Below are 19,727 nucleotides of genomic sequence, written 5' to 3' on the forward strand. Positions count from 1 at the left end.
CTTAATGTAAAAAGTTCTTAAGCTGTTTTACTTTTTTTGAGCTTTTGTTGAATAAAGCCAATCACACCTGGCAATACACTTAAAATAATGATGCCAAAAATTAGATAGGTGAAGTTGTCTTTGACGATCGGCATATTGCCAAACATATAGCCCAAAATGACAAATGAGCTAATCCAGGCAAATGCACCTACTACATTATAGGTCAGGAAATATTTGTAATTCATGCTGCCAGCACCGGCGACAAAGGGTGCGAAAGTACGGGCAAAAGGAACAAAACGCGCAAAAATAATGGTTTTACCACCATGTCTGGCAAAGAATTGCTGGGTCGCCAATAAGTGTTTTTTATTGATGAAGCGCGATTCAATCTCGAAAACCCGAGGTCCAATATATTTGCCAATATGATAATTCAGGGTATCGCCCAATACTGCCGCAACAAACAAGAGCGGAATCAGCACCCAAGGATCCATCGCACCAGTAGAGGCTGCCAGTGCACCTGCTGCAAATAGCAAGCTGTCACCGGGCAGGAACGGCATCACCACCAGACCTGTTTCTACAAAGATAATTAGGAAAAGAATGGCATAAATCCAGATCCCGTAATTGGTGATAAATTCAAGCAAGTGATCATCAACATGCAAGATAAAATCAATCAGTTCCATGAGCCCAGTACAAGCAAAAGTGTGGTCAAATCCTAACAGCCCGGGGCATGAAAGTCAGTACCAGAAAGTAAAATAATTAACGCTCCATCCATCTTCAATTGAGCAAAAATTTCTCTTACATATTATCTTCAGATTTTTATAAAAACATGCTTAGTTGGATTAAATCTTGAGCTTAAAAATATAAAAATGACAGACCAAACAAGGCATCCGAAGGGACGCTTTGTTGTGCTAGAAATATAATGCAATCAACTAAATGTATACCTAATGCGAATTGTGTGCTTAATGCGCTGAAAAATGTTAGAATACGGCGCTTATCTTTCGTTTGCCTTTCATAGTTGTTCGTCATGACTACCAATACTCAAATTACTGAAGATCGTATCCTGATTCTGGATTTCGGTTCTCAATATAGTCAGCTCATCGCACGTCGTGTCCGTGAAGCTGGTGTATATTCTGAAATGTATGCCTATGATATGTCTGAAGAAGACATTCGTGCATTTAATCCAAACGGTATCATCTTGTCTGGTGGACCTGAGAGTGTTCACCTTGAGGGCAGCCCGCGTGCGCCGCAAGTGGTATTTGAGCTGGGTGTGCCGGTATTGGGTATTTGTTATGGCCTGCAAACCATGTGCGAACAGCTTGGCGGTAAAGTTGAGCCAGGTACTGTGCATGAGTTTGGCTATGCAGAAGTAGATATTGTCGTACGTGACAAGCTGATCGGTAATTTACAGGACCGTGAAAACCAGCTGCATGTCTGGATGAGCCATGGTGACAAGGTTGCCCGTATTCCAGAAGGCTTCCAGATCACTGCACAAACGCCTAGCTGTCCAATTGCTATGGTTTCTGACGAAACTCGCCGTTTCTATGGTATTCAGTTCCATCCTGAAGTGACACATACGTCTAAAGGCGCAGAATTACTGTCGAACTTCGTTCATCAAATTTGTGGTTGTCGCGGTCTGTGGACGCCAGAACACATTATTGATCTACGTGTAGAACAGCTTCGCCAACAGATTGGTGATGAAAAAGTATTACTGGGTCTTTCTGGTGGTGTGGATTCATCTGTAGTGGCAGCGCTGTTGCATAAAGCGATCGGTGATCAGCTGACCTGTGTATTTGTAGACAACGGTTTGCTTCGTTTGAACGAAGGCGATCAAGTGATGCAAATGTTTGCTGACAACATGGGTATCCGTGTTATTCGTGCTGCTGCTGAAGAGCGTTTCTTGACTGCGCTTGCGGGTGAAGTTGATCCTGAAGCAAAACGTAAAATTATTGGCCGTGAATTTATTGCTGTCTTCGCTGAAGAAGCACGTAAATTAGATGGCGTAAAATTCCTTGCACAAGGTACGATTTATCCAGACGTAATTGAATCTGCTGCAAGCAAGCAGGGCAAGGCACATGTGATTAAATCACACCATAATGTGGGTGGTTTACCAGCAGATCTAGCGTTTGAACTGGTTGAACCATTACGTGACTTATTTAAAGATGAAGTACGTAAATTGGGTACGACTTTAGGCTTGCCACACAGCATGATCTACCGTCATCCATTCCCGGGCCCAGGTCTTGGTGTGCGTATCCTGGGTGAAGTGAAAAAAGAATATGCAGACATTTTACGTCTTGCGGATGACATTTTCATGCAGGAACTGCGTGCCAGCGGCTGGTATGACAAGACTGCTCAAGCATTTGCAGTATTCCAGCCAGTAAAATCGGTGGGTGTAGTCGGTGATGGCCGTCGTTATGCATGGGTGATTGCACTGCGTGCGGTAGAAACCGTGGACTTTATGACGGCTCGTTTCGCGCATATTCCTTATGATTTAGTCGATAAGATCTCGACCCGTATCATGAATGAAATTGCTGAAGTTTCTCGTGTTGTGTATGACGTATCGTCTAAACCACCAGCAACAATTGAATGGGAGTAATTTAGGGGTTTCGGACAGCACTGCTGTCCGCCTAAATTACGCCAAGCGCTATGCGCGTGGCAGTATCTGGTTTATCAGATATAACCTAATAAAAAAGAGCGCTTCGGCGCTCTTTTTTTGATTTATACTGAATAAAAATAAACCTTTAAAAGCTAAAAAATGCCTTTACCTACTTATGATCAATTAATGCTGCCTTTAATGAAATTATTATCAGAATTAAATGAGCCAATAAAAATTTCGGATGCTGCGAATATCCTAGCTGAACGTTCCAATTTACACGAAGAGGATTTAAATAAAATTCTTCCGAGCGGGAAAAATATATTTAAAGATAGAGTGGCATGGGCAAAGACCTACTTAGTTAAGGCGGGCTTAGTTCAACAACCGAAGAGAGCATATTGTGAGATTAGTAGCTTGGGTAGACAGGTTGATTTAAAAAGTTTAGATGCTATAACAAATGAATATTTAGCACAGTTCAACGGATTTTCAGATTTTAAATTAGGAAAGAAAAATAAAGATGAGTTTGGGATCGGGAATCTACAAGTTATTGAAAGCCTAAATAGTTACCAAGAAACTCAGACTCCAGAAGAAACAATCCAGAACACAACGGAATTATTAAAATCTGATTTGAAAAGTGATTTGCTTCAGATGGTAAAAGATAAATCTCCTTCATTTTTTGAAAGACTGGTTGTCGATCTTCTGGTGGCAATGGGCTACGGCGGTTCACATCAAGATGCAGCTCAAGCGATTGGTAAAACCAACGATGGTGGAATTGATGGTGTAATTAGTGAAGATCGATTAGGGCTAGATAAAATTTACATCCAAGCGAAACGTTGGAAAGATACTGTTGGTCGTCCCGACATTCAACAGTTTAAAGGTGCTTTGGCCGATCAAGTTGCTAAGAAGGGTGTATTCATTACTACGTCAAGTTTCAGTAAAGAGGCCATTGAGTCGGCAAGAAAATCCGGTATTGTTTTAATTGATGGCGATAAGCTGACGTCTTTAATGATTGAATTTGGTTTAGGTGTACAAATAGAACGTAGTTTTCATATCTATAAAATCGACCAAGATCGTTTTGATGAAGATAATTTTTAACGGGTAATTTAAGCTGGTTTAACCTGCCAGTTTTGCAGCTCCCCAGCTAAACTTTGCTCCAGATCTGGATCATAAGCTTCAACCCGATTCCGTCCATTGGCTTTAGCCTGATATAAGGCAATATCGGTTTGCTTAATTAGGGTCATCAAATCCGTTTCACAGCTTTCCAGAATGGCAGCACCAATCGAAATACTAAAACTGAAACGATGTTGGCTGTCTAGATCGATCACAATATTTTCAATTTTATGCCTTAAACGCTCGGCAACTTTTAGCGCTTCATCCAGAGAAGTTTCGGGTAAAAATGCAATAAATTCCTCGCCTCCATAGCGTGCCAAAATATCATGCTGCCGCATTTCGCTGTGTGTATTTAGGGCAATCGTCTGTAAGACCTGATCTCCGATATCATGACCATAACGATCATTAATCTGCTTAAAATGATCGACATCAAAGACCAGTAAACTCATAGGCACCGGTTGATCAAAATTCTGTTGTACCAGTTGTTGCGCGAGATATTCAAAACAGCGACGGTTATTCAGGCCAGTGAGTGAGTCGGTATGAGCCATATTTTCAAAGGCCTGCCGATTATATTCATTCAGGGTATGCTGCAAAAATACCATGCGTGATTTTAAGGTCGAGCTCCAGCTAATATATAGACTGAAGGTCAATACTGGCAGATAAATCAGGGAAAATAAAAACATCTGGTACAGGTCAGACCGAGTATTGAAATATACACCGATGTAAATCATCAGGGTAATCAGACTTGAAGTAATCAAAGACGGCCAGAACCGGATCTGCACACATAAATTGGCCAGTACAATAAAGACTAAGGAGGCATATTGATAAATGAGGGTATAAGCACTTTCAGACTGATTCAGATTAAAAAACCAGATGGCACTTGCACCAATAATCGAGGTAGGCAAGAGCAGATCAAAGACAGGCAGATTGCGGTAAGAGTGATACATCCAGATCGTGATCAGTACGATCAGGATGGTATAGCTGATTTTGGTCAAAATGAGTAACTTGAGAATATCATGCAGCACCAGAATATCGGCGAGGGTATAAGAGGCATATGCCAGCTGTGCGAATAAATTGACCTGTAATAAGTATTTTAAAGTGAGTTTTTTCTGATGAGCATAGTAGGCCGGTTTTAGAGGTGCAGGAATACGAACAAGCGGATCTTGAAGAGCCTCCTGAATCAGGGTACGTGATTCTTTTTCGTTATCATGCGGCATGCAGCCTTCCCAAATTAAAATATATAAAAATGAATAAGATGAAATTTATATATAGTTGTATAAAAAATATTCTATTCTTTTGTTGGATATTTTAAAAGTGGAAGAATCAAATTTATTTTATAAAATGAAATCCCCGATTAACGCATTCTAAGAATGATCCTAGCTTATAGAACAGACTAATGATTCAGCTTTAATTCGCCGTTGACTGGGCTGGTTGAGTGTCTGGCTTAAATACATTCCAGGGATTTTCTGTTGCTGGCTTGGGCTTATTCAGCATATCCGGATGATAGACTTCAATCCGGTTTCGGCCAGACTTCTTGGCTTGATATAAGGCGATATCGGCTTGTTTGATCAGATCTTCCAGAGTCTGGGTATGGGATTCTAGTTCTGCAACACCGATCGAAATGGTGAACCGGATGGCATGATTGGATTCAACATAAATATACTGCTTTTGAATTGCACAACGAATTCGTTCTGCAATCACCAGGCTGTCTTGTAGCTGAGTATCTTCCAGGAGAGCGATAAACTCTTCCCCGCCAAAACGTGCCAGTACATCGCTATGCCGCATTTCTTTACGGGTCACCTCAGCAATCAGTTGTAGCACCCGATCACCAACATCATGCCCATAGCTATCATTAATATTTTTAAAATGATCCACATCAAACATCAACAGGCAGCTACTGGCATGTTTAGGCCATTGATGAATAGAGCGTTCAGCCATATCGACAAAATGGCGACGGTTGTAGAGTTGGGTCAAATCATCGGTATGGGCCAGATTCTTTAAGGTTTGATAGTTCCATTCATCAAGCAGGGAGCGCAAAAAAGAACGCCGCACATTCAGAATATTATTCCAGTTAATATAAATACTAAAAAACCACAGTGGACTAAAGACCACGCTAAAAATAAAGGCTTGAGAAGCACTCATGAACTGGGTCACCCCAAGCATGATAAACAGGGCAATCAAGATGGAGCAATAGACTGCGACTTTAAACTGGGTCTGCACACAGAGATTGGCGATGAGAATAAAGATCGCAGAGGCATAAATATAGGTAGCAACATGGGGACTGGTTGAAAGCGCGAGTAAGCCAATCCATGCCGCTGCAGCCACAGTGGTACCTATCGGCAAGATTCTGTCCAGAATCTGAATGTTTTTATGTTTTTTAAACAGGTAATAACAGCAAAACATGGCGCCCAGAACCAGAACGACGCGCATCAGACCAGAAATAAAAAACATGTCTGGAATAATCAGAATATCGGCAAAGAAATACAGTAAAAAGGCAATTTGCGCCAGATAGTTAATTTGACGCAAGTTATGATGACTATGCGTATAGACATAATCATGAAAATACTGCTGAAACGGGGCAGGAATACGGGCATGAGGATCTGTTAGCGCCTGTTCAATCAGCTGACGGTTCTGCAGATCACATTCAGATAATTTCAGTGATTTATCGGTCGTCGAATTTTGAAAAGATACATTCGCCGTTGAATATATATTCTCATTCTGAGCAGACATGTCCTGGTCCAGTGTTATTTTTATAGGTGCCTATTATGCCGTGGTTGAGTAAAAAATAACCTCCCAAAAATTGGGTATCCGGGAAGTTTTTAAAGCTAAAACGTAACAAAATTTGTGTTTTGTAAAATTGAAAGCGATTGAAATACATGAATAATCATCTTATTCATTGGGATATTTGGTTGTTATGGATTCGTTTCACGTGAAACATAAATGATATTCCTGACCTTCAGTTTATTTAAACTCATAACGCCATGTGCCTAAATCATGATTGCCTTGCTAAAACTTAATTTTGGGGGCTTTGGATACAAATCCCATCTGCCTTTCAGGATTTAAATTAATGAGACTAGTGAGGCGTTTTATACGTATCTAAATATTTCCAGGGATAGATTTTGCCCATAGACCCTGTACATTGTCCTGAACAGAGAGGCATCTTGAATCGGTCAAATGCATGTCTCACCCACTCAAAAGTAGAATGAAAATGCCGAGGTAAGCTCAGCCATGTCGAATAATAGTGATATTGAACTGTCGAATTCCGATGATTGTGAAAAGTATGTGAATCAGTTTATTCAGGAGTTTCCTTTACGTCGCGCGGAAATCGGACAGGGCACCGTGATTAAACGTGCCTTGCCAAGCAGACATAAGCGCATGATTGGTGCCTGGTGTTTTCTGGATCATGCGGGTCCGGCCATTTTCCCGCAAGGAGATGGTCTGGATATCGGACCACATCCGCACATTGGTCTGCAGACCTTTACATGGATGATCGAAGGCAGCATGATGCACAATGACAGTCTGGGAAATCAGCAGTTGATTCGTCCCAAGCAGGTCAATCTGATGACCTCGGGTTATGGCATTTCACATACCGAAGTCTCTCCTGAAAGTGAAACGCATATGCATGCAGCGCAGTTATGGATTGCCTTGCCGGATGACAAGATCAATATGGCACCGGGTTTTGAACATTATCCTGAATTGCCGGTCATAAATGAGCAAGGCATTGAATTTACCGTGCTGGTCGGAGAATATTTAAAAACGAGATCACCAGTTAAAGTACATAGTGAATTGCTAGGCGTGGATGTGTATGCAGCTGAAAGTAGCAGTATGCGCTTGCCGCTGAATCCGAAATTTGAATATGGTTTTATGGTGCTTGAAGGGACGGCCAGCATCAATGGGCATGAACTGACAGAGGATAATATGTTGATCCTTGAGCCGGGCTTACAGCAGGTCAATGCTGAAATTCATGCCGGGAGTCGGGTGTTATTGATTGGTGGGGAACCATTTGAAAGCCCGATTTTACTGTGGTGGAATTTGGTCGGGCGTACGACAGAGGAACTTAAAATTGCGCGGGAACAATGGATTGAAGGTCATGAACGTTTTGGTTCCATTCCTGCCTATGATGGACCACGTTTAGAAGCGCCTGCATTTCCAGACCAGATGCGGGCTTCCCGATAAATGCTAAAAATGATGGGAATATGGAACGCTGTCTGAGTTGAACTCAAATAATGAATCTGCAACATAGGATACATATCATTACAGTCATCAAAAAATGAGCTAGAGTCTGCTGCTTTTTGCTATGCTCAGTGGGCAAAAACAATAAAATCATGAGTCTAATATGCGTGTTTTACATCATCTCGAACAATCACGATCATTTCGTATCCTGTGGGCCATGGAAGAATTAGGACTGGATTACGAGGTTAAATACTATAAACGTCAGCCCAACCTTTCTGCGCCACCGGCCTTAAAACAGATCCATCCGTTGGGCAAAGCCCCGATTCTGGTCGATCAGGGTCAGGTACTGGCAGAATCTGCGGCGATCCTGGAATATTTGCAGGAAACTTATGATGAAAAGCAGCAGTTTCGCCCAGAAGATATTGCCGACAAGGCCCAGTACCGTTACTGGATGCATTATGCGGAAGGCTCGTTAATGCCGCTGCTGGTGATGCAACTGGTAATGACCACAGTGCCTAAACATACGCCTTTGCTGATTCGACCTGTGGCCAAGAAAATCTGTGATGGGGTGAAAAAGCAATTTGTACAGAGCCGTTTAAAAGATCATATCCAGTTTCTGGAAAGCTATTTGAGTGAGCATGATTATTTTGCCGGGCATTTCAGTTTTGCGGATATTCAGATGAGTTTTCCTTTGGAGGCCATGCAGAGCCGGACGGGTCAAAGCTATCCAGCGATTCAAGCCTATCTTAAACGGGTGTCGCAACGTGCTGCCTATGCGCGTGCACTGTCCAAAGAAAAACAGATCAGCTCTTAAACGCTTAAAAGAAAAGGTGCCGATGGTACCTTTTTTGATTTTGTGAGATTAGTCCGGAAAGCTGAGACGTTCTTTGGGGAAAACTACCTTAAACGTGGAACCTTGGTTTTCCTTGGACTCAATTTCCAGATGTGCCTGATGCTGCATGAGTACATGTTTAACAATTGCCAATCCCAAACCGGTACCGCCAGTACGACGGCTGCGGTCTGAATCGATGCGGTAAAAACGCTCGGTCAGACGTGGCAGATGCTTGGGATCAATACCGATGCCGTTATCTTGCACCACAAAATAGGCCGATTCACCGTCATCATGCCAGCCGATGGTGATGGTGCCGCCTTTAGGCGTATACTTGATGGCATTGGTAATCAGGTTGCTAAAGGCGCTGGCCAGTTCCATATCTGAACCGATCAGATCGCAATGACTGTCAATGTCCAGATTCAGGGTATGACCATAATCAATATTATAGGCCTGGGCATCATCGAATAGCTGGTTCATCAGACTTGGCATTTCAATGATCTGGTTTTTGGCAATATTTTTATCATTTTCCAGACGTGACAGCAGCAGCAGGTCGTTGACCAGTGCATTCATGCGTCGGGTTTGCGACTGCATTTGATCAAAAGCGCGTTTCCAGCGTGGATTGATATCTTCCTGATCGGTAAAGGTTTCAATATAGCCACTGAGTACGGTCAAAGGAGTGCGCAGTTCATGGGAAATATTGTCGACGAAATCCTTTCGCATCTGTTCCAGATTGTGCATCCGGGTCACATCATAAGCGACCAGTACCCGACTTTCTCCGCCAAAACGGGTCATTTTAACCTGCACATAGTGGTCTTCAAACAGCGAAGAACGCATTTTCAGGCCGTCGGGAGATTCATCAATATGGTGATAGTATTCGATAAAGCTCGGTTGGCGTAACAAGGTCAGGATATTACGGCGACGGTCATCACTGGAGATTCCGAGCAGACGTTCAGCCGCCGGATTCCACCATTCAATCTGCTGGTTTTCATCAAGCAGCACCACAGCTTCTTGCAAGGCCACCAGCGAAGATTGTGCACGATCAATCAGTTCGACCATTTCCGCCTGAACAATCCGTTCCTGACGTTGGGCGCGATAAACATTGAAAAGTAGCGCACCCCAAATCCCGCCAATATTCGGTGGAACATCATAAGGGCGATTGGAAATCCATTCATTGACCAGATATAAGGAACGCATTTGGGTCGCAAAGAATGCCACGAAGGCAATTACGATACAAATCCAGAAATACCCAATCCCAAAACCGATAAAGCTGGCGATAATTAGGAAAAAAGCCAGTAGGCGTAAATCCTGCTTCGCAAAATCCCATAAACTGCTGTAACGGATTCTTTTGTGTTCGCGTGCCAGTTCGGGGACAGGGTAGGGTTCATACATAAAACAAGATTTACCTTAAAAGATATTAACCTAAAGCGACATCTGAACGGGTCGAAAAGCGATAGCCTGTTCCGCGAACGGTCTGTACAAAACGGTCTACACCATAAGGTTCCAGCACTTTACGCAAACGGCGGATATGCACATCGATAGTCCGGTCTTCAATATAGACGTTACCGCCCCACACCTGATCCAGCAATTGCGCACGGGTATAGGCACGTTCCGGATGGGTCATGAAGAATGCCAGCAAACGGTATTCGGTCGGTCCCATTTCCAGAATATTATTGCCAAAATTGACCCGCTGGCTGACCGGATCCAGAATCAGACCATTGGCATCAATGGTTTTTTCACCGCTCAGGGCATTGGCGCGGCGCAGTACTGCCTTAATCCGCGAGACCAGTTCCCGGGTCGAGAATGGCTTGGTCATGTAGTCATCGGCACCGGCATCCAGACCTTGTACCTTGTGGTCTTCTTCACCGCGCGCTGTGAGCATGATCACCGGAATTTCTGACAGGCTTTCATCACGTTTCAAACGACGACACAGATCCACACCGCTGACACCACCAGGCATCATCCAGTCCAGCAAAATCAGTGCCGGACGCTGATCCACAATCATCTGATGCGCCTGCTTGGCATCTTCTGCCTGTAAGCACTGAAAACCGGCCATATCCAGAGAGGTATGGATCATTTCCCGAATCGGGAGCTCGTCATCGACGATTAATATGTAGTCATCTTTCACAACGCAATACCCTATTTCATGTAAACGGTGAACCGTTTTATATTTATGACAGGCTTATTACAAAGACTAATTATGACAGTATCATTGCAGAAAGGGAAAAACTGCTGATATTCGCAAAGATTTGTGACAAATATAATGCAGAAACTTGTTAAAAAATCATAAATTAATTTTACTCATTTCCGTAGTACAGCATAAATCTGCAACTGACTGGTAAATGCAGGAAATCCTATTAAGCACAGGATTTAACAGCTATTTTTTCTCGGAAAATGACTCGAGCAGCGCCAAAAAAACCACACTACAAGACGATAAAACTTCCTCAAGCGAATGCTTAAAACCACTCATTACCCAACGAATGGCAATTTGGGTGACATAACCATTTAAACCAGTCGACACCAGTGAAATTTCCTGTTCACTACGATTTAACTGCGGCATCATCAACATGACAGAGGCATGAATCATCCGGTCGAAACGTGACATGGTTTCATGAATAGTGGCCTGATTATGCAGCTCCTGCACCAGCATGGCATCAATATAAATGATCCGTGCCATGCGCGGATTATCACGCAGGGTAGTGAGTAGGGCTGTCAGACCCGCTTCGATCATTTTTTTCGGATCACTCGATGCCTGCATCATGGCCTGCATGACATTCTGTTGCAGTTCATCAATCAGTTTTAAGAAAATGGTCTGAAACAGATGTTCGCTTTTCTTGAAAGATTCATAAAAATAACGTTCAGTCAGTTTGGCTTCATTGCAGATATCTTTGACGGTAACTGAAAAAAAACCATAACTACCATAGGCTTCAATCCCGGCTTCAATCAGCTTTTCACGACGTGCCTGCTGCCGTTCAGCCATCGACAGGCCTTTAAACTGACGTTCCTTAGTTTTGGAGGGTCGTGATTTTGCTGCTGAGTCGATTGAATCGGTCATAAGGCCTGTGTGCTCATCTGCATGAAGATTTTGAATATCTTAGCAATAAATCACGCTTAGACCTATATAGAAATGCTCCCCTGAAATTTGGCCTCTAAGGACATGGGATAATTATTGACAATATATATTGTCAAAACTATATTGAGGATCTGTGCTAGCTCCTGAAACAACAGAACAAGATCCTGCTGTCATGGAATGGCAGTTCTTTACATAAGGAAATTGAATGAAAAATTTTAAAAATAAAGTCGCTGCGATTACCGGTGCCGGTTCAGGTATTGGCCAGCAACTGGCGGTATTACTGGCCCAGCAAGGTTGTCATTTGGCGCTGAGTGATATCAATGAACAGGGTCTGGCGCAAACGCTCGAATTGCTCAAAGAAAGTGATGTCCATGTCACCATTCAGAAAGTAAACGTAGCTGAACTGGAACAGGTGCGTAACTGGGCGGCACAGGTTGAACAGGATCATGGCAGTGTCAATATGATCTTTAACAACGCTGGCGTTGCGCTGGGTTCAACCGTTGAAGGGGCATCTTATGAAGAACTAGAATGGATCGTCGGAATCAATTTCTGGGGCGTGGTGTATGGCACCAAAGAATTTCTGCCACTGATCAAGAAAACTGGCGATGGCCATATCATCAATATTTCCAGCCTGTTTGGTCTGACTGCTCAACCGACCCAGTCTGCTTATAATGCGACCAAGTTTGCGGTACGTGGTTTTACTGAATCCTTGCGTCAGGAACTGGATCTAGAAAATTGTGGAGTGAGTGCACTGTGTGTACATCCGGGCGGTATCCGCACCAACATTGCTAATGCGGCAAAAATGAATAACAGCCTGCTGACTTTAGGTATGAATCCGGAAAAATCAGCCCGTAATTTTAATAAATTATTGCGTTGTCCACCTGCAGAAGCTGCACGTCAAATTCTGGAGGCGGTACAAAAAGACAAGCGCCGTCTGCTGATCGGCAATGATGCCAAAGCGATTGACCTGATTCAGCGGATCTTACCAACCGGTTATCAGCATGTCACTGCAATGGCGACCCAGTTTGGCAAAAAGAAGAAAAAGTCTGCTTAAGAAATTGCAAAACAGACCCGCGAAAGCGGGTTTTTTTATCGCTGTAATAGGGTCTAATTTTTTGCAAATGAGAGTGTTAGATACTGTAATGCTCTAGGCATACAAAATCCTGCATCTAAATCAACGCTTCAACCGTTTTTTTCTTCCAGACCAACTGATAATACAGTCCCTGCAAAATACACAGGCTGACAAAGGCCAATGCATAGGCATACCAGATACCTTCCAGACCCCACCACTGGCTAAAAAGATAAGCGGCGGGAACTTCAATACAGAGAATGGCAAAAATGTTGATCAGCATTGGCACGGTCACCGTACCACTTGAACGCATGATCGAAGCAAAAATAGCACTGGCGCCAAAGAACAAAATTGACCACAGCACAATAAACAGCAGTTGTTGTCCCAATACTACAACCTTAGGATCGGTAATAAATAAGGCCATCAAATATTTGGAGAACAAATAAGCCAGAATCACCAGACCGCCGGTAAACAGAATATTCATACTCAGTGCAGTCCGGGTCACTTTATTGAGCAGATCTGATTTACCTGCGCCAATCGCTTGAGCACCAAATACAGACGCAGCAATCGCAATCGACAAAGCGGGAAATTGAATATAATTTAAGACCTGATTGACCGCGCCATAAGCGGCTGTTGCTTCTGCACCATAGCGGTTGACTAGTCCGACAATTACCAGTCCAGCAACTGAAGTCGTGACCATTTGCACACCCGTAGGAACCCCCAGTTTCAAGATCATTCTGCTCAACTGTGGCTGATGACGAATATTTTTTAATAAAGCCCAGTCCAGTCTGAGCGGATGTTGCCTATAATTCAAATACAGGATTAAAAACAACAGGACCGCCAGATTTCCCAGAATAGTGGCAATCGCCGGCGAGATAATGCCCATTTTAGGAAAGCCAAAATAACCGGCAATCAGGACCGGTGTCACCACTAAACCCACCCCAATGGTAAGTGCGGAAGCGAACAGGGGAGTGGTACTATCACCAACGCCGCGCAAGATCGAGGTATAAATAATATAGATAAAAATTAAGGGACTACCCGCCAGCATCCACTGCACATAGGGCAAGGATAAATGCATCACATCCGGATCTGTGCCGAGTGCCAAGAGAATATTCTCAGCAAAAATTACCCCGAGAAGCGCAATTAAGCTGCCGCCAATCAAGGTCATAAATAAAGTTGAACCAACCACACAGCGTACTTTTTCTATATTTTTCCCGCCCCAAGCCTGACCAATCAATACGGTAGAACCGGCAGATAAACCAATCACAAAGGCCATCATGCAAAACAGGATCGGAAAAAAAACCGCAACAGCAGCAATCGCATTCACTCCGAGCATTTGTCCCACAAAAACTGTATTGATCGTGCCGGAGAGACTTTGCAGGATATTGGTCGCAATTAATGGCAACAGAAAAACCAGAAAGGCTTTCCATAAATTCTGTTGATGAATCAGTGAGTGCTGTGCCATGCGACATCCTGTGATTGAATTATCATCTATTTATTGATGTAGCTATTATTCGGCAGAATATAAAAAAAAGCCTTAGCTTTTAAGTAACTAAGGCATTTATTTTATGAGAGTTTTAGTTAAAAGGTGAGTTAAACCTTTGAAAGAATTTGACCTGCCTGGATCAGAGTTTGTTCTTTTTTTGCAAAGCAGAACCTGAGCAGACGTAAATCGGCAGGAGGGTGCTGGTAGAACGCGGAGACTGGAATCGCGACAATCCCATGTTGTTCTGCCAGAAAATGGCACATGGAAAAATCATCGAGCTCAGGCCGAATCTCTGAATAATCTAAGTTCTGAAAATAAGTCCCTTGAGAAGGTGTCCATTTAAAGCGTGATGTTTTAATGGATGAGTTAAATAAATCCCGTTTATTTTGATAAAAAGAGGACAGTTCAGGTATATGCTCAGGATGCAGTTGCATATATTCCGCCAAGGCAACCTGAACGGGTGTCACACCGCAGAAACTGGCAAACTGATAAATCTGTCTGAACATTTTCATCAGTGCCGGGGCAGCAATACAATATCCGGTTTTCCAGCCAGTGACATGGAAGGTTTTACCAAAAGAGCCAATCACGAAGCTACGCTCCCGAAGTTCTGGAAATGACCATGCCGAATAGTGCTGAACGCCGTCAAAAACCAGATGTTCATAGACTTCATCGGACAGCACCACAATATTACGCTTGCCAATCAGCTCGATCAGCTGTTGCCAGTCTGCCTTGGACCACACACTCCCACTCGGGTTATGTGGCGTATTCACAACAATCATGCGGGTACGGTCATTAATGGTATCTTTGACCTGATTCCAGTCCACAGAAAAATCAGGATGCTGTAAAGCAATATGCACTGGCTTTGCCCCGACCAGTTGTACCGCAGGTCCATAACTGTCGTAGCTGGGATCGAAAATAATAACTTCTTCCCCGGCACGTACCGTGGCTTGAATGGCACAAAAAATCGCAATTGTCGCCCCAGGGGTAATCGTGATTTCCTCGACAGGGTCAATAATCAGTTGATCACGTTGCTGATAGAGATCTGCCACCAGACTTCGCAAGACTGGCAGACCATCTCCTGGTGCGTACTGGTTAAATCCATTCTGGCTGGCCCGGTTTAAAGCTTCAATCAAGGCAGGAGGCGCTGCAAAGTCCGGAAATCCTTGAGAAAGATTCAAGGCCCCGAGTTTTTGTGCCAAGGCCGACATGGTACTAAAAATGGTCACGCCCAAATCAGGTAATTTAGAAGGGAGTTCCAGCATGTCCTTTGCCTTGAAGAATGAGATATGAATGAGTGTAGCAGCAAGTTCCGTATAGGATAATCAGAAAAATAGGGAATATTGGGCAATATTTTTAATTAAGATGTACCACATGCAATTTAAGATTTTTAATTGAAGGGTCATAAATTAAAGGCCTAATTATGTGAAATGCATCGTGAACTGGACGAAATGGATAACTTTTCCTAAAATCTGCCGCACAATAATAAAGCTTAAAATTATAACTATAAAATGCCAAAACCTATCCATATGCTGGTGGAGCAGCTCGGGCTTAAGCGACAGCATCGTGCGCTACATTTACAGTTTTCACATCCTCCTTTAAATCATCAGGTTTTGATTCAGCGTATTGAGGGTCAGCATCAGATCAATCAAGGCCTGCAGGATGAACTGATCTGTCTTTCCACTCATGCTCATATTGCCTTGAAACAGTTTATCGGCTGTCGGGTGGCCATTGATCAGGTCACAGACCGGGGTGAACTTTTCCGGACTACGGGCATTATTACTGCAGCCAGTCAAGGGCAGAATGATGGAGCTTTGACCCTGTATAAATTGATGCTAAATGATCCGACTGCACTCTGGCAGAAGCGCCGTAACAGTCGGGTTTTTATGAATAAGACGGTGCGCGAGATCAGTGAAATCCTGTTCAGTGAATGGCAAAACAGAAGTGTATTATTCGCGGCCAGTCTCAGCCTGGATTTGACAGGACTCAGCCGGGACTATGATGTCCGACCTTTTGTAATGCAGTCGAATGAATCGGATTATGATTTTCTGACCCGTTTATGGCGTAGCGAAGGAATTAACTGGCTGATTGATGAAAGGCAATTAACTGTGCCTGTATCAGCCAGCGAGATTCAAGATCAGCTTTTAAAACTGGTAGATCATTCCCAATATTTTTCAGCTTTAAAACGCCGCTCCATCCGGTTTCATCGCAGTCATGCCACCGAACAGCTGGACACGCTGAACAGTCTGATTGCGGTACGTCAGCTCAATCCGAATAGTACCCAAACCCAGCGCTGGCATGCCCAGCAACTTGCCCAGGATCAAAGCCAGCCTTTATTCAGTAATCATCAGCAAAGTGATATCCATGCAAATGCCACTCTTCAGCTTGAAGATGCGTGGAACATCAGTCCGGCTTGGACCGGCGACTTAAATCATGAGGATCAGGTGACAGCATCTGGTATAGCCCAACTGGATCGACTCAATCAGCAGCTCAGTGACTATCATGCTTTGCAGTCTAAATATTTTAAAGCCAGTAGCAGCGTACGAGATGCTCAGGTTGGATACTGGTTTGAACTGCAACAGCATCCTGAAATTGATCAGCATCCTGCCCATCAACGTGAATTTCTGATTTTAGCTAAGCGGTTTTATAACCAGAACAATTTACCCAAAGATATCTTATCTCAGCTGGACAGTTTGCTTGAGAAGAGCGGCTGGCAGATGACACAGGAGGAACGACAGGCCAATGAACTACAGATGGTGCGCCGTGAAATCCAGGTTGTTCCTGAGTACCACCCCTTCATTCATCGGCCTGCTGGATATCCGCAACGGGCTCGAGTGGTCGGACCTGAAGGTGAAACGATTCATGTCGATGCATGGGGGCGGGTGAAAGTTCGTTTTCTGTTTACCCGGAGTGAGGATCATCAGCATGATGGCGGCGCAGGTAGCAATGACAATGATAGCGATTCTGCTTGGGTGGATGTTTTGACCCCTTGGGCGGGTGAGGGTTATGGCATCAGGTTGCATCCGCGAATTGGCGAAATTGTAGTGATTGACTTCTTTGACGGTGATATCGACCGGCCCTTTGTGGTGGGACGGATTCATGAAGCAGAACGGCATCCGACCATGTTTGATGCAAAAGGAGAACTTCCTGCGACCAAAAAACTCAGTGGCATCCGTTCTCAGGAGGTCGATGGGGATGGCTTTAACCAGTTGCGTTTCGATGATACCCCTGAACAGATTAGTGCGCAGCTGCAAAGTAGTCATGCAGCCAGTCAGCTCAATCTGGGAAATCTAAGCCATCCTAAAGAAAGTGAAAGCAGCGAAGGTCGAGGAGAAGGTTTTGAACTAAGGACAGACCAGTGGGGTGCCATACGTGCAGGAAAAGGCTTATTAATCTCCACTTATCGGCAAGATTCAGCAGCAGGCAATCACCTGGATGCGAGTCGTGCCAAAGAGCAGATTGAATCGAATCTCGATCATAGTAAAGCCTTGAGTGATATTGCTGAACAACAGCAGACTGATCCGCTGCAATTTTTTGATAGTTTAAAACAGTTTCTGAGTCAGATTGAAGCTGAAGATCAAGCCAAGGCCATCGCATTTAAACAGGCCGTGATGTTATTAACTGCCCCCCAAACGATTGCACTGAGCACAAATGAAAATATTCATTTATCCGCTGATCACCAAATCAATCAGAGTGCCGGGAATAATATTCATTTATCCACACAGAAATCTTTAGTTGCTCATGCACAGGACAAGATCAGTTTATTTGCTGCTCAAGAGGGTGCGAGTCTCTATGCTGCTCAAGGAAAAATTGAACTACAAGCCCAAGATGATGCGATTGAAGCGATTGCCCGCAAGGTAATCAAGCTTATTTCGACTGAAGACAAGATCGAAATCACCAGTCCGAAAGAGATTGTACTGACCGCTGGAGGGTCTCAAATTAAGATCAATGGTGGTGGAGTGGTGGTCACAACTGGTGGGAAATTTGAGTGTAAGGCCGGGCAGCATCTGTTTACGAAAGGTCAAAATATTATTGAACAAAAAATAAATCTTCCAAAAATGAAAACATTATTCAGTAATAAAATTAACTATCAGTGGACTAACCAGTCTGCAGGAGAAAAAGAAATTTTTATTCTAAATAAGTTGGATGGGAACTTAATTAAAACTAAGAAGTCTGTATTAAATGAAAATAATCAATTAAGTACTTTAAGATTCTATACCTCTCAACCCACAGATTTCGTGGCTTTAGGATTTAATTCTTTACAAACTCATCTCATTCAAGACTTAGATAATGAAAGTATTGATGAACTATTGAATGAGATAGAAGAAAGGGATTTAGAGGATGATGTATATACTGAAGAGGATGTCGAATGATGAGCAATTTAGTTACCATAACATCAAAAATTTATGATGCTTCAGGAAAATATGTCATTAATTTAAAAGTTAAATCACGCTATAAAGGTTCATCGAGAGAAAATACAAATAAAACAGATAAAGATGGTTTATTTATATTTCAGGGTTCACCAAATCGAACTGTGGAAATTTTAGCTAAGCCACCTAATGTGGAAGATTATATCGTTATTAAAACGATTGATTCTTCAATCATTTCTTCTAGAAAGAATCCTGTAAAAGTATCCTTGCCTAAAAGTATAGAGGAGTATCATAAAGAAAAAGTGATGCCTACTACAAAAGGTATAGTTACGACTTTATTTAAAATAATAGACTGCAATGAGAAAATATTAACGAGTTTCCCGGTAAAATCTCGCCCTAAAGGAAAACAAAGTTCATTTGAACGTCATACCAATGAGCAAGGCATTGTAGAGGTGGTATCTTCACCTAATCGAGATATTGAAATTCTAGTTTTGACTTCAAATGATGAGTTTGCTCTAAAAGGTGCTGTTAACTCTGAGCATGGCTCTCAAATACCAAAAATAATTAAACTAGATGAACCCTATGAAAACTTTAAAAGTGAATCAAATATCCAACTTCTAGATAGAGAAGGAAATAGTTATATCGTTGAAAATACAAAGATCGAAATACTTTATTTGGGAAATAAGATAACAAAAATTTCAAATACCTCTAATGGGAAATTTTCATTTCCAAGTATGATTGGGGAAAAAATACAGATCACGGTATTTAAACCTGATGGTAATCCCTTGGAACCGAAAACTCATGTGGTAAAAAGGATTAAAGAAGATTCCATAAAATTGAAATTAGATGTAGATATTATTAAGGGTGGGCAGAGTAAAACTTGAAGTGCGACATAAACCACCTAATTAATTTAAAGGGTTTATGGAGTATATAAAATTGTCATACCATCATCTTAACTTTGAAGATCGTACTGCATTAATGCTTGAGTCAAGAAAAGAAGGCTTTTCACCCAGAAAATTTGCTGAACTTATTAAAAGACATCCTAGTACGATCT

The 19,727-nt window shown here is 42.8% G+C and carries 15 protein-coding genes; 7 read left to right on the forward strand and 8 right to left on the reverse strand.

Annotation, left to right across the window (positions count from 1 at the left end):
* Positions 1-17: 17 nt before the first annotated feature.
* Positions 18-656 (reverse strand): DedA family protein, encoded by a 639-nt coding sequence (locus tag F890_RS00470; RefSeq protein WP_004644839.1) that lies wholly within the window; start codon positions 654-656, stop codon positions 18-20.
* 344 nt (positions 657-1,000) lie between these two features.
* On the opposite strand from F890_RS00470, the gene guaA reads away from it, so the two are divergent.
* A complete protein-coding gene (gene guaA / locus F890_RS00475; RefSeq protein ID WP_005265442.1) occupies positions 1,001-2,569 on the forward strand; it encodes a glutamine-hydrolyzing GMP synthase in 1,569 nt (522 codons plus the stop codon).
* Between the two features lie 159 nt (positions 2,570-2,728).
* The gene (locus F890_RS00480) at positions 2,729-3,661 is read left to right on the forward strand and encodes a restriction endonuclease (RefSeq protein WP_004280964.1); all 933 of its coding nucleotides are present in this window, start codon (positions 2,729-2,731) and stop codon (positions 3,659-3,661) included.
* Positions 3,662-3,669: 8 nt separating this feature from the next.
* Here F890_RS00480 and F890_RS00485 read toward each other — a convergent pair whose 3' ends face one another.
* Positions 3,670-4,893 carry a GGDEF domain-containing protein gene (locus F890_RS00485; protein ID WP_005265443.1) on the reverse strand — a complete coding sequence of 408 codons (1,224 nt, stop codon included), beginning with the start codon at positions 4,891-4,893 and terminating at the stop codon, positions 3,670-3,672.
* Positions 4,894-5,083: 190 nt separating this feature from the next.
* Positions 5,084-6,406, reverse strand: a complete 1,323-nt coding sequence (locus tag F890_RS00490) for a GGDEF domain-containing protein (protein ID WP_005265444.1) — start codon at positions 6,404-6,406, stop codon at positions 5,084-5,086.
* 498 nt (positions 6,407-6,904) lie between these two features.
* On the opposite strand from F890_RS00490, the gene F890_RS00495 reads away from it, so the two are divergent.
* Entirely contained in the window at positions 6,905-7,852 is a 948-nt protein-coding gene (locus tag F890_RS00495; protein WP_005265445.1) for a pirin family protein, read from the forward strand.
* A gap of 160 nt (positions 7,853-8,012) precedes the next feature.
* Positions 8,013-8,663 (forward strand): glutathione S-transferase family protein, encoded by a 651-nt coding sequence (locus F890_RS00500; protein ID WP_005265446.1) that lies wholly within the window; start codon positions 8,013-8,015, stop codon positions 8,661-8,663.
* Between the two features lie 48 nt (positions 8,664-8,711).
* Here the strand turns inward: F890_RS00500 and phoR are convergent, their stop codons facing one another.
* From phoR to F890_RS00515, 3 genes are all read right to left on the reverse strand, one after another.
* Positions 8,712-10,070: a phosphate regulon sensor histidine kinase PhoR gene (gene phoR / locus F890_RS00505; RefSeq protein WP_004732640.1), complete on the reverse strand. Its 1,359-nt coding sequence runs from the start codon at positions 10,068-10,070 to the stop codon at positions 8,712-8,714.
* Positions 10,071-10,095: 25 nt separating this feature from the next.
* Positions 10,096-10,806: a phosphate regulon transcriptional regulator PhoB gene (gene phoB, locus F890_RS00510; RefSeq protein WP_004280972.1), complete on the reverse strand. Its 711-nt coding sequence runs from the start codon at positions 10,804-10,806 to the stop codon at positions 10,096-10,098.
* Positions 10,807-11,055: 249 nt separating this feature from the next.
* On the reverse strand, positions 11,056-11,733 hold the full coding sequence (locus F890_RS00515) for a TetR/AcrR family transcriptional regulator (protein WP_005265447.1): 678 nt from the start codon (positions 11,731-11,733) through the stop codon (positions 11,056-11,058).
* Between the two features lie 223 nt (positions 11,734-11,956).
* On the opposite strand from F890_RS00515, the gene F890_RS00520 reads away from it, so the two are divergent.
* Complete coding sequence (locus F890_RS00520) at positions 11,957-12,805, forward strand: SDR family NAD(P)-dependent oxidoreductase (protein WP_005265448.1); 849 nt, start codon at positions 11,957-11,959, stop codon at positions 12,803-12,805.
* A gap of 115 nt (positions 12,806-12,920) precedes the next feature.
* On the opposite strand, the gene F890_RS00525 is transcribed toward F890_RS00520, so the two are convergent.
* A complete protein-coding gene (locus tag F890_RS00525; protein ID WP_005265449.1) occupies positions 12,921-14,285 on the reverse strand; it encodes an MATE family efflux transporter in 1,365 nt (454 codons plus the stop codon).
* A 128-nt stretch (positions 14,286-14,413) separates the two neighbouring features.
* Positions 14,414-15,568, reverse strand: a complete 1,155-nt coding sequence (locus F890_RS00530; RefSeq protein ID WP_005265451.1) for a methionine aminotransferase — start codon at positions 15,566-15,568, stop codon at positions 14,414-14,416.
* Positions 15,569-15,814: 246 nt separating this feature from the next.
* On the opposite strand from F890_RS00530, the gene F890_RS00535 reads away from it, so the two are divergent.
* Together F890_RS00535 and F890_RS00540 are read left to right on the forward strand one after the other, a co-directional pair.
* Positions 15,815-18,676, forward strand: a complete 2,862-nt coding sequence (locus tag F890_RS00535) for a type VI secretion system Vgr family protein (protein WP_017397709.1) — start codon at positions 15,815-15,817, stop codon at positions 18,674-18,676.
* A complete protein-coding gene (locus F890_RS00540; protein ID WP_005265453.1) occupies positions 18,673-19,557 on the forward strand; it encodes a hypothetical protein in 885 nt (294 codons plus the stop codon). Before F890_RS00535 ends, F890_RS00540 begins: the two co-directional genes overlap by 4 nt.
* Positions 19,558-19,727: the final 170 nt, after the last annotated feature.

Origin of the sequence: Acinetobacter sp. CIP 64.7 (genome assembly GCF_000369745.1) — a bacterium.
Taxonomy (GTDB): Bacteria; Pseudomonadota; Gammaproteobacteria; order Pseudomonadales; family Moraxellaceae; genus Acinetobacter; species Acinetobacter fasciculus.

Bases quoted from the DNA above. Each gene is read 5' to 3' on its own strand.
- F890_RS00470 (WP_004644839.1), bottom strand. From the start codon at position 656: ATGGAACTGATTGATTTTATCTTGCATGTTGATGATCACTTGCTTGAA.
- guaA (WP_005265442.1), top strand. From the start codon at position 1,001: ATGACTACCAATACTCAAATTACTGAAGATCGTATCCTGATTCTGGAT.
- F890_RS00480 (WP_004280964.1), top strand. From the start codon at position 2,729: ATGCCTTTACCTACTTATGATCAATTAATGCTGCCTTTAATGAAATTA.
- F890_RS00485 (WP_005265443.1), bottom strand. From the start codon at position 4,893: ATGCCGCATGATAACGAAAAAGAATCACGTACCCTGATTCAGGAGGCT.
- F890_RS00490 (WP_005265444.1), bottom strand. From the start codon at position 6,406: ATGTCTGCTCAGAATGAGAATATATATTCAACGGCGAATGTATCTTTT.
- F890_RS00495 (WP_005265445.1), top strand. From the start codon at position 6,905: ATGTCGAATAATAGTGATATTGAACTGTCGAATTCCGATGATTGTGAA.
- F890_RS00500 (WP_005265446.1), top strand. From the start codon at position 8,013: ATGCGTGTTTTACATCATCTCGAACAATCACGATCATTTCGTATCCTG.
- phoR (WP_004732640.1), bottom strand. From the start codon at position 10,070: ATGTATGAACCCTACCCTGTCCCCGAACTGGCACGCGAACACAAAAGA.
- F890_RS00515 (WP_005265447.1), bottom strand. From the start codon at position 11,733: ATGACCGATTCAATCGACTCAGCAGCAAAATCACGACCCTCCAAAACT.
- F890_RS00520 (WP_005265448.1), top strand. From the start codon at position 11,957: ATGAAAAATTTTAAAAATAAAGTCGCTGCGATTACCGGTGCCGGTTCA.
- F890_RS00525 (WP_005265449.1), bottom strand. From the start codon at position 14,285: ATGGCACAGCACTCACTGATTCATCAACAGAATTTATGGAAAGCCTTT.
- F890_RS00530 (WP_005265451.1), bottom strand. From the start codon at position 15,568: ATGCTGGAACTCCCTTCTAAATTACCTGATTTGGGCGTGACCATTTTT.
- F890_RS00535 (WP_017397709.1), top strand. From the start codon at position 15,815: ATGCCAAAACCTATCCATATGCTGGTGGAGCAGCTCGGGCTTAAGCGA.
- F890_RS00540 (WP_005265453.1), top strand. From the start codon at position 18,673: ATGATGAGCAATTTAGTTACCATAACATCAAAAATTTATGATGCTTCA.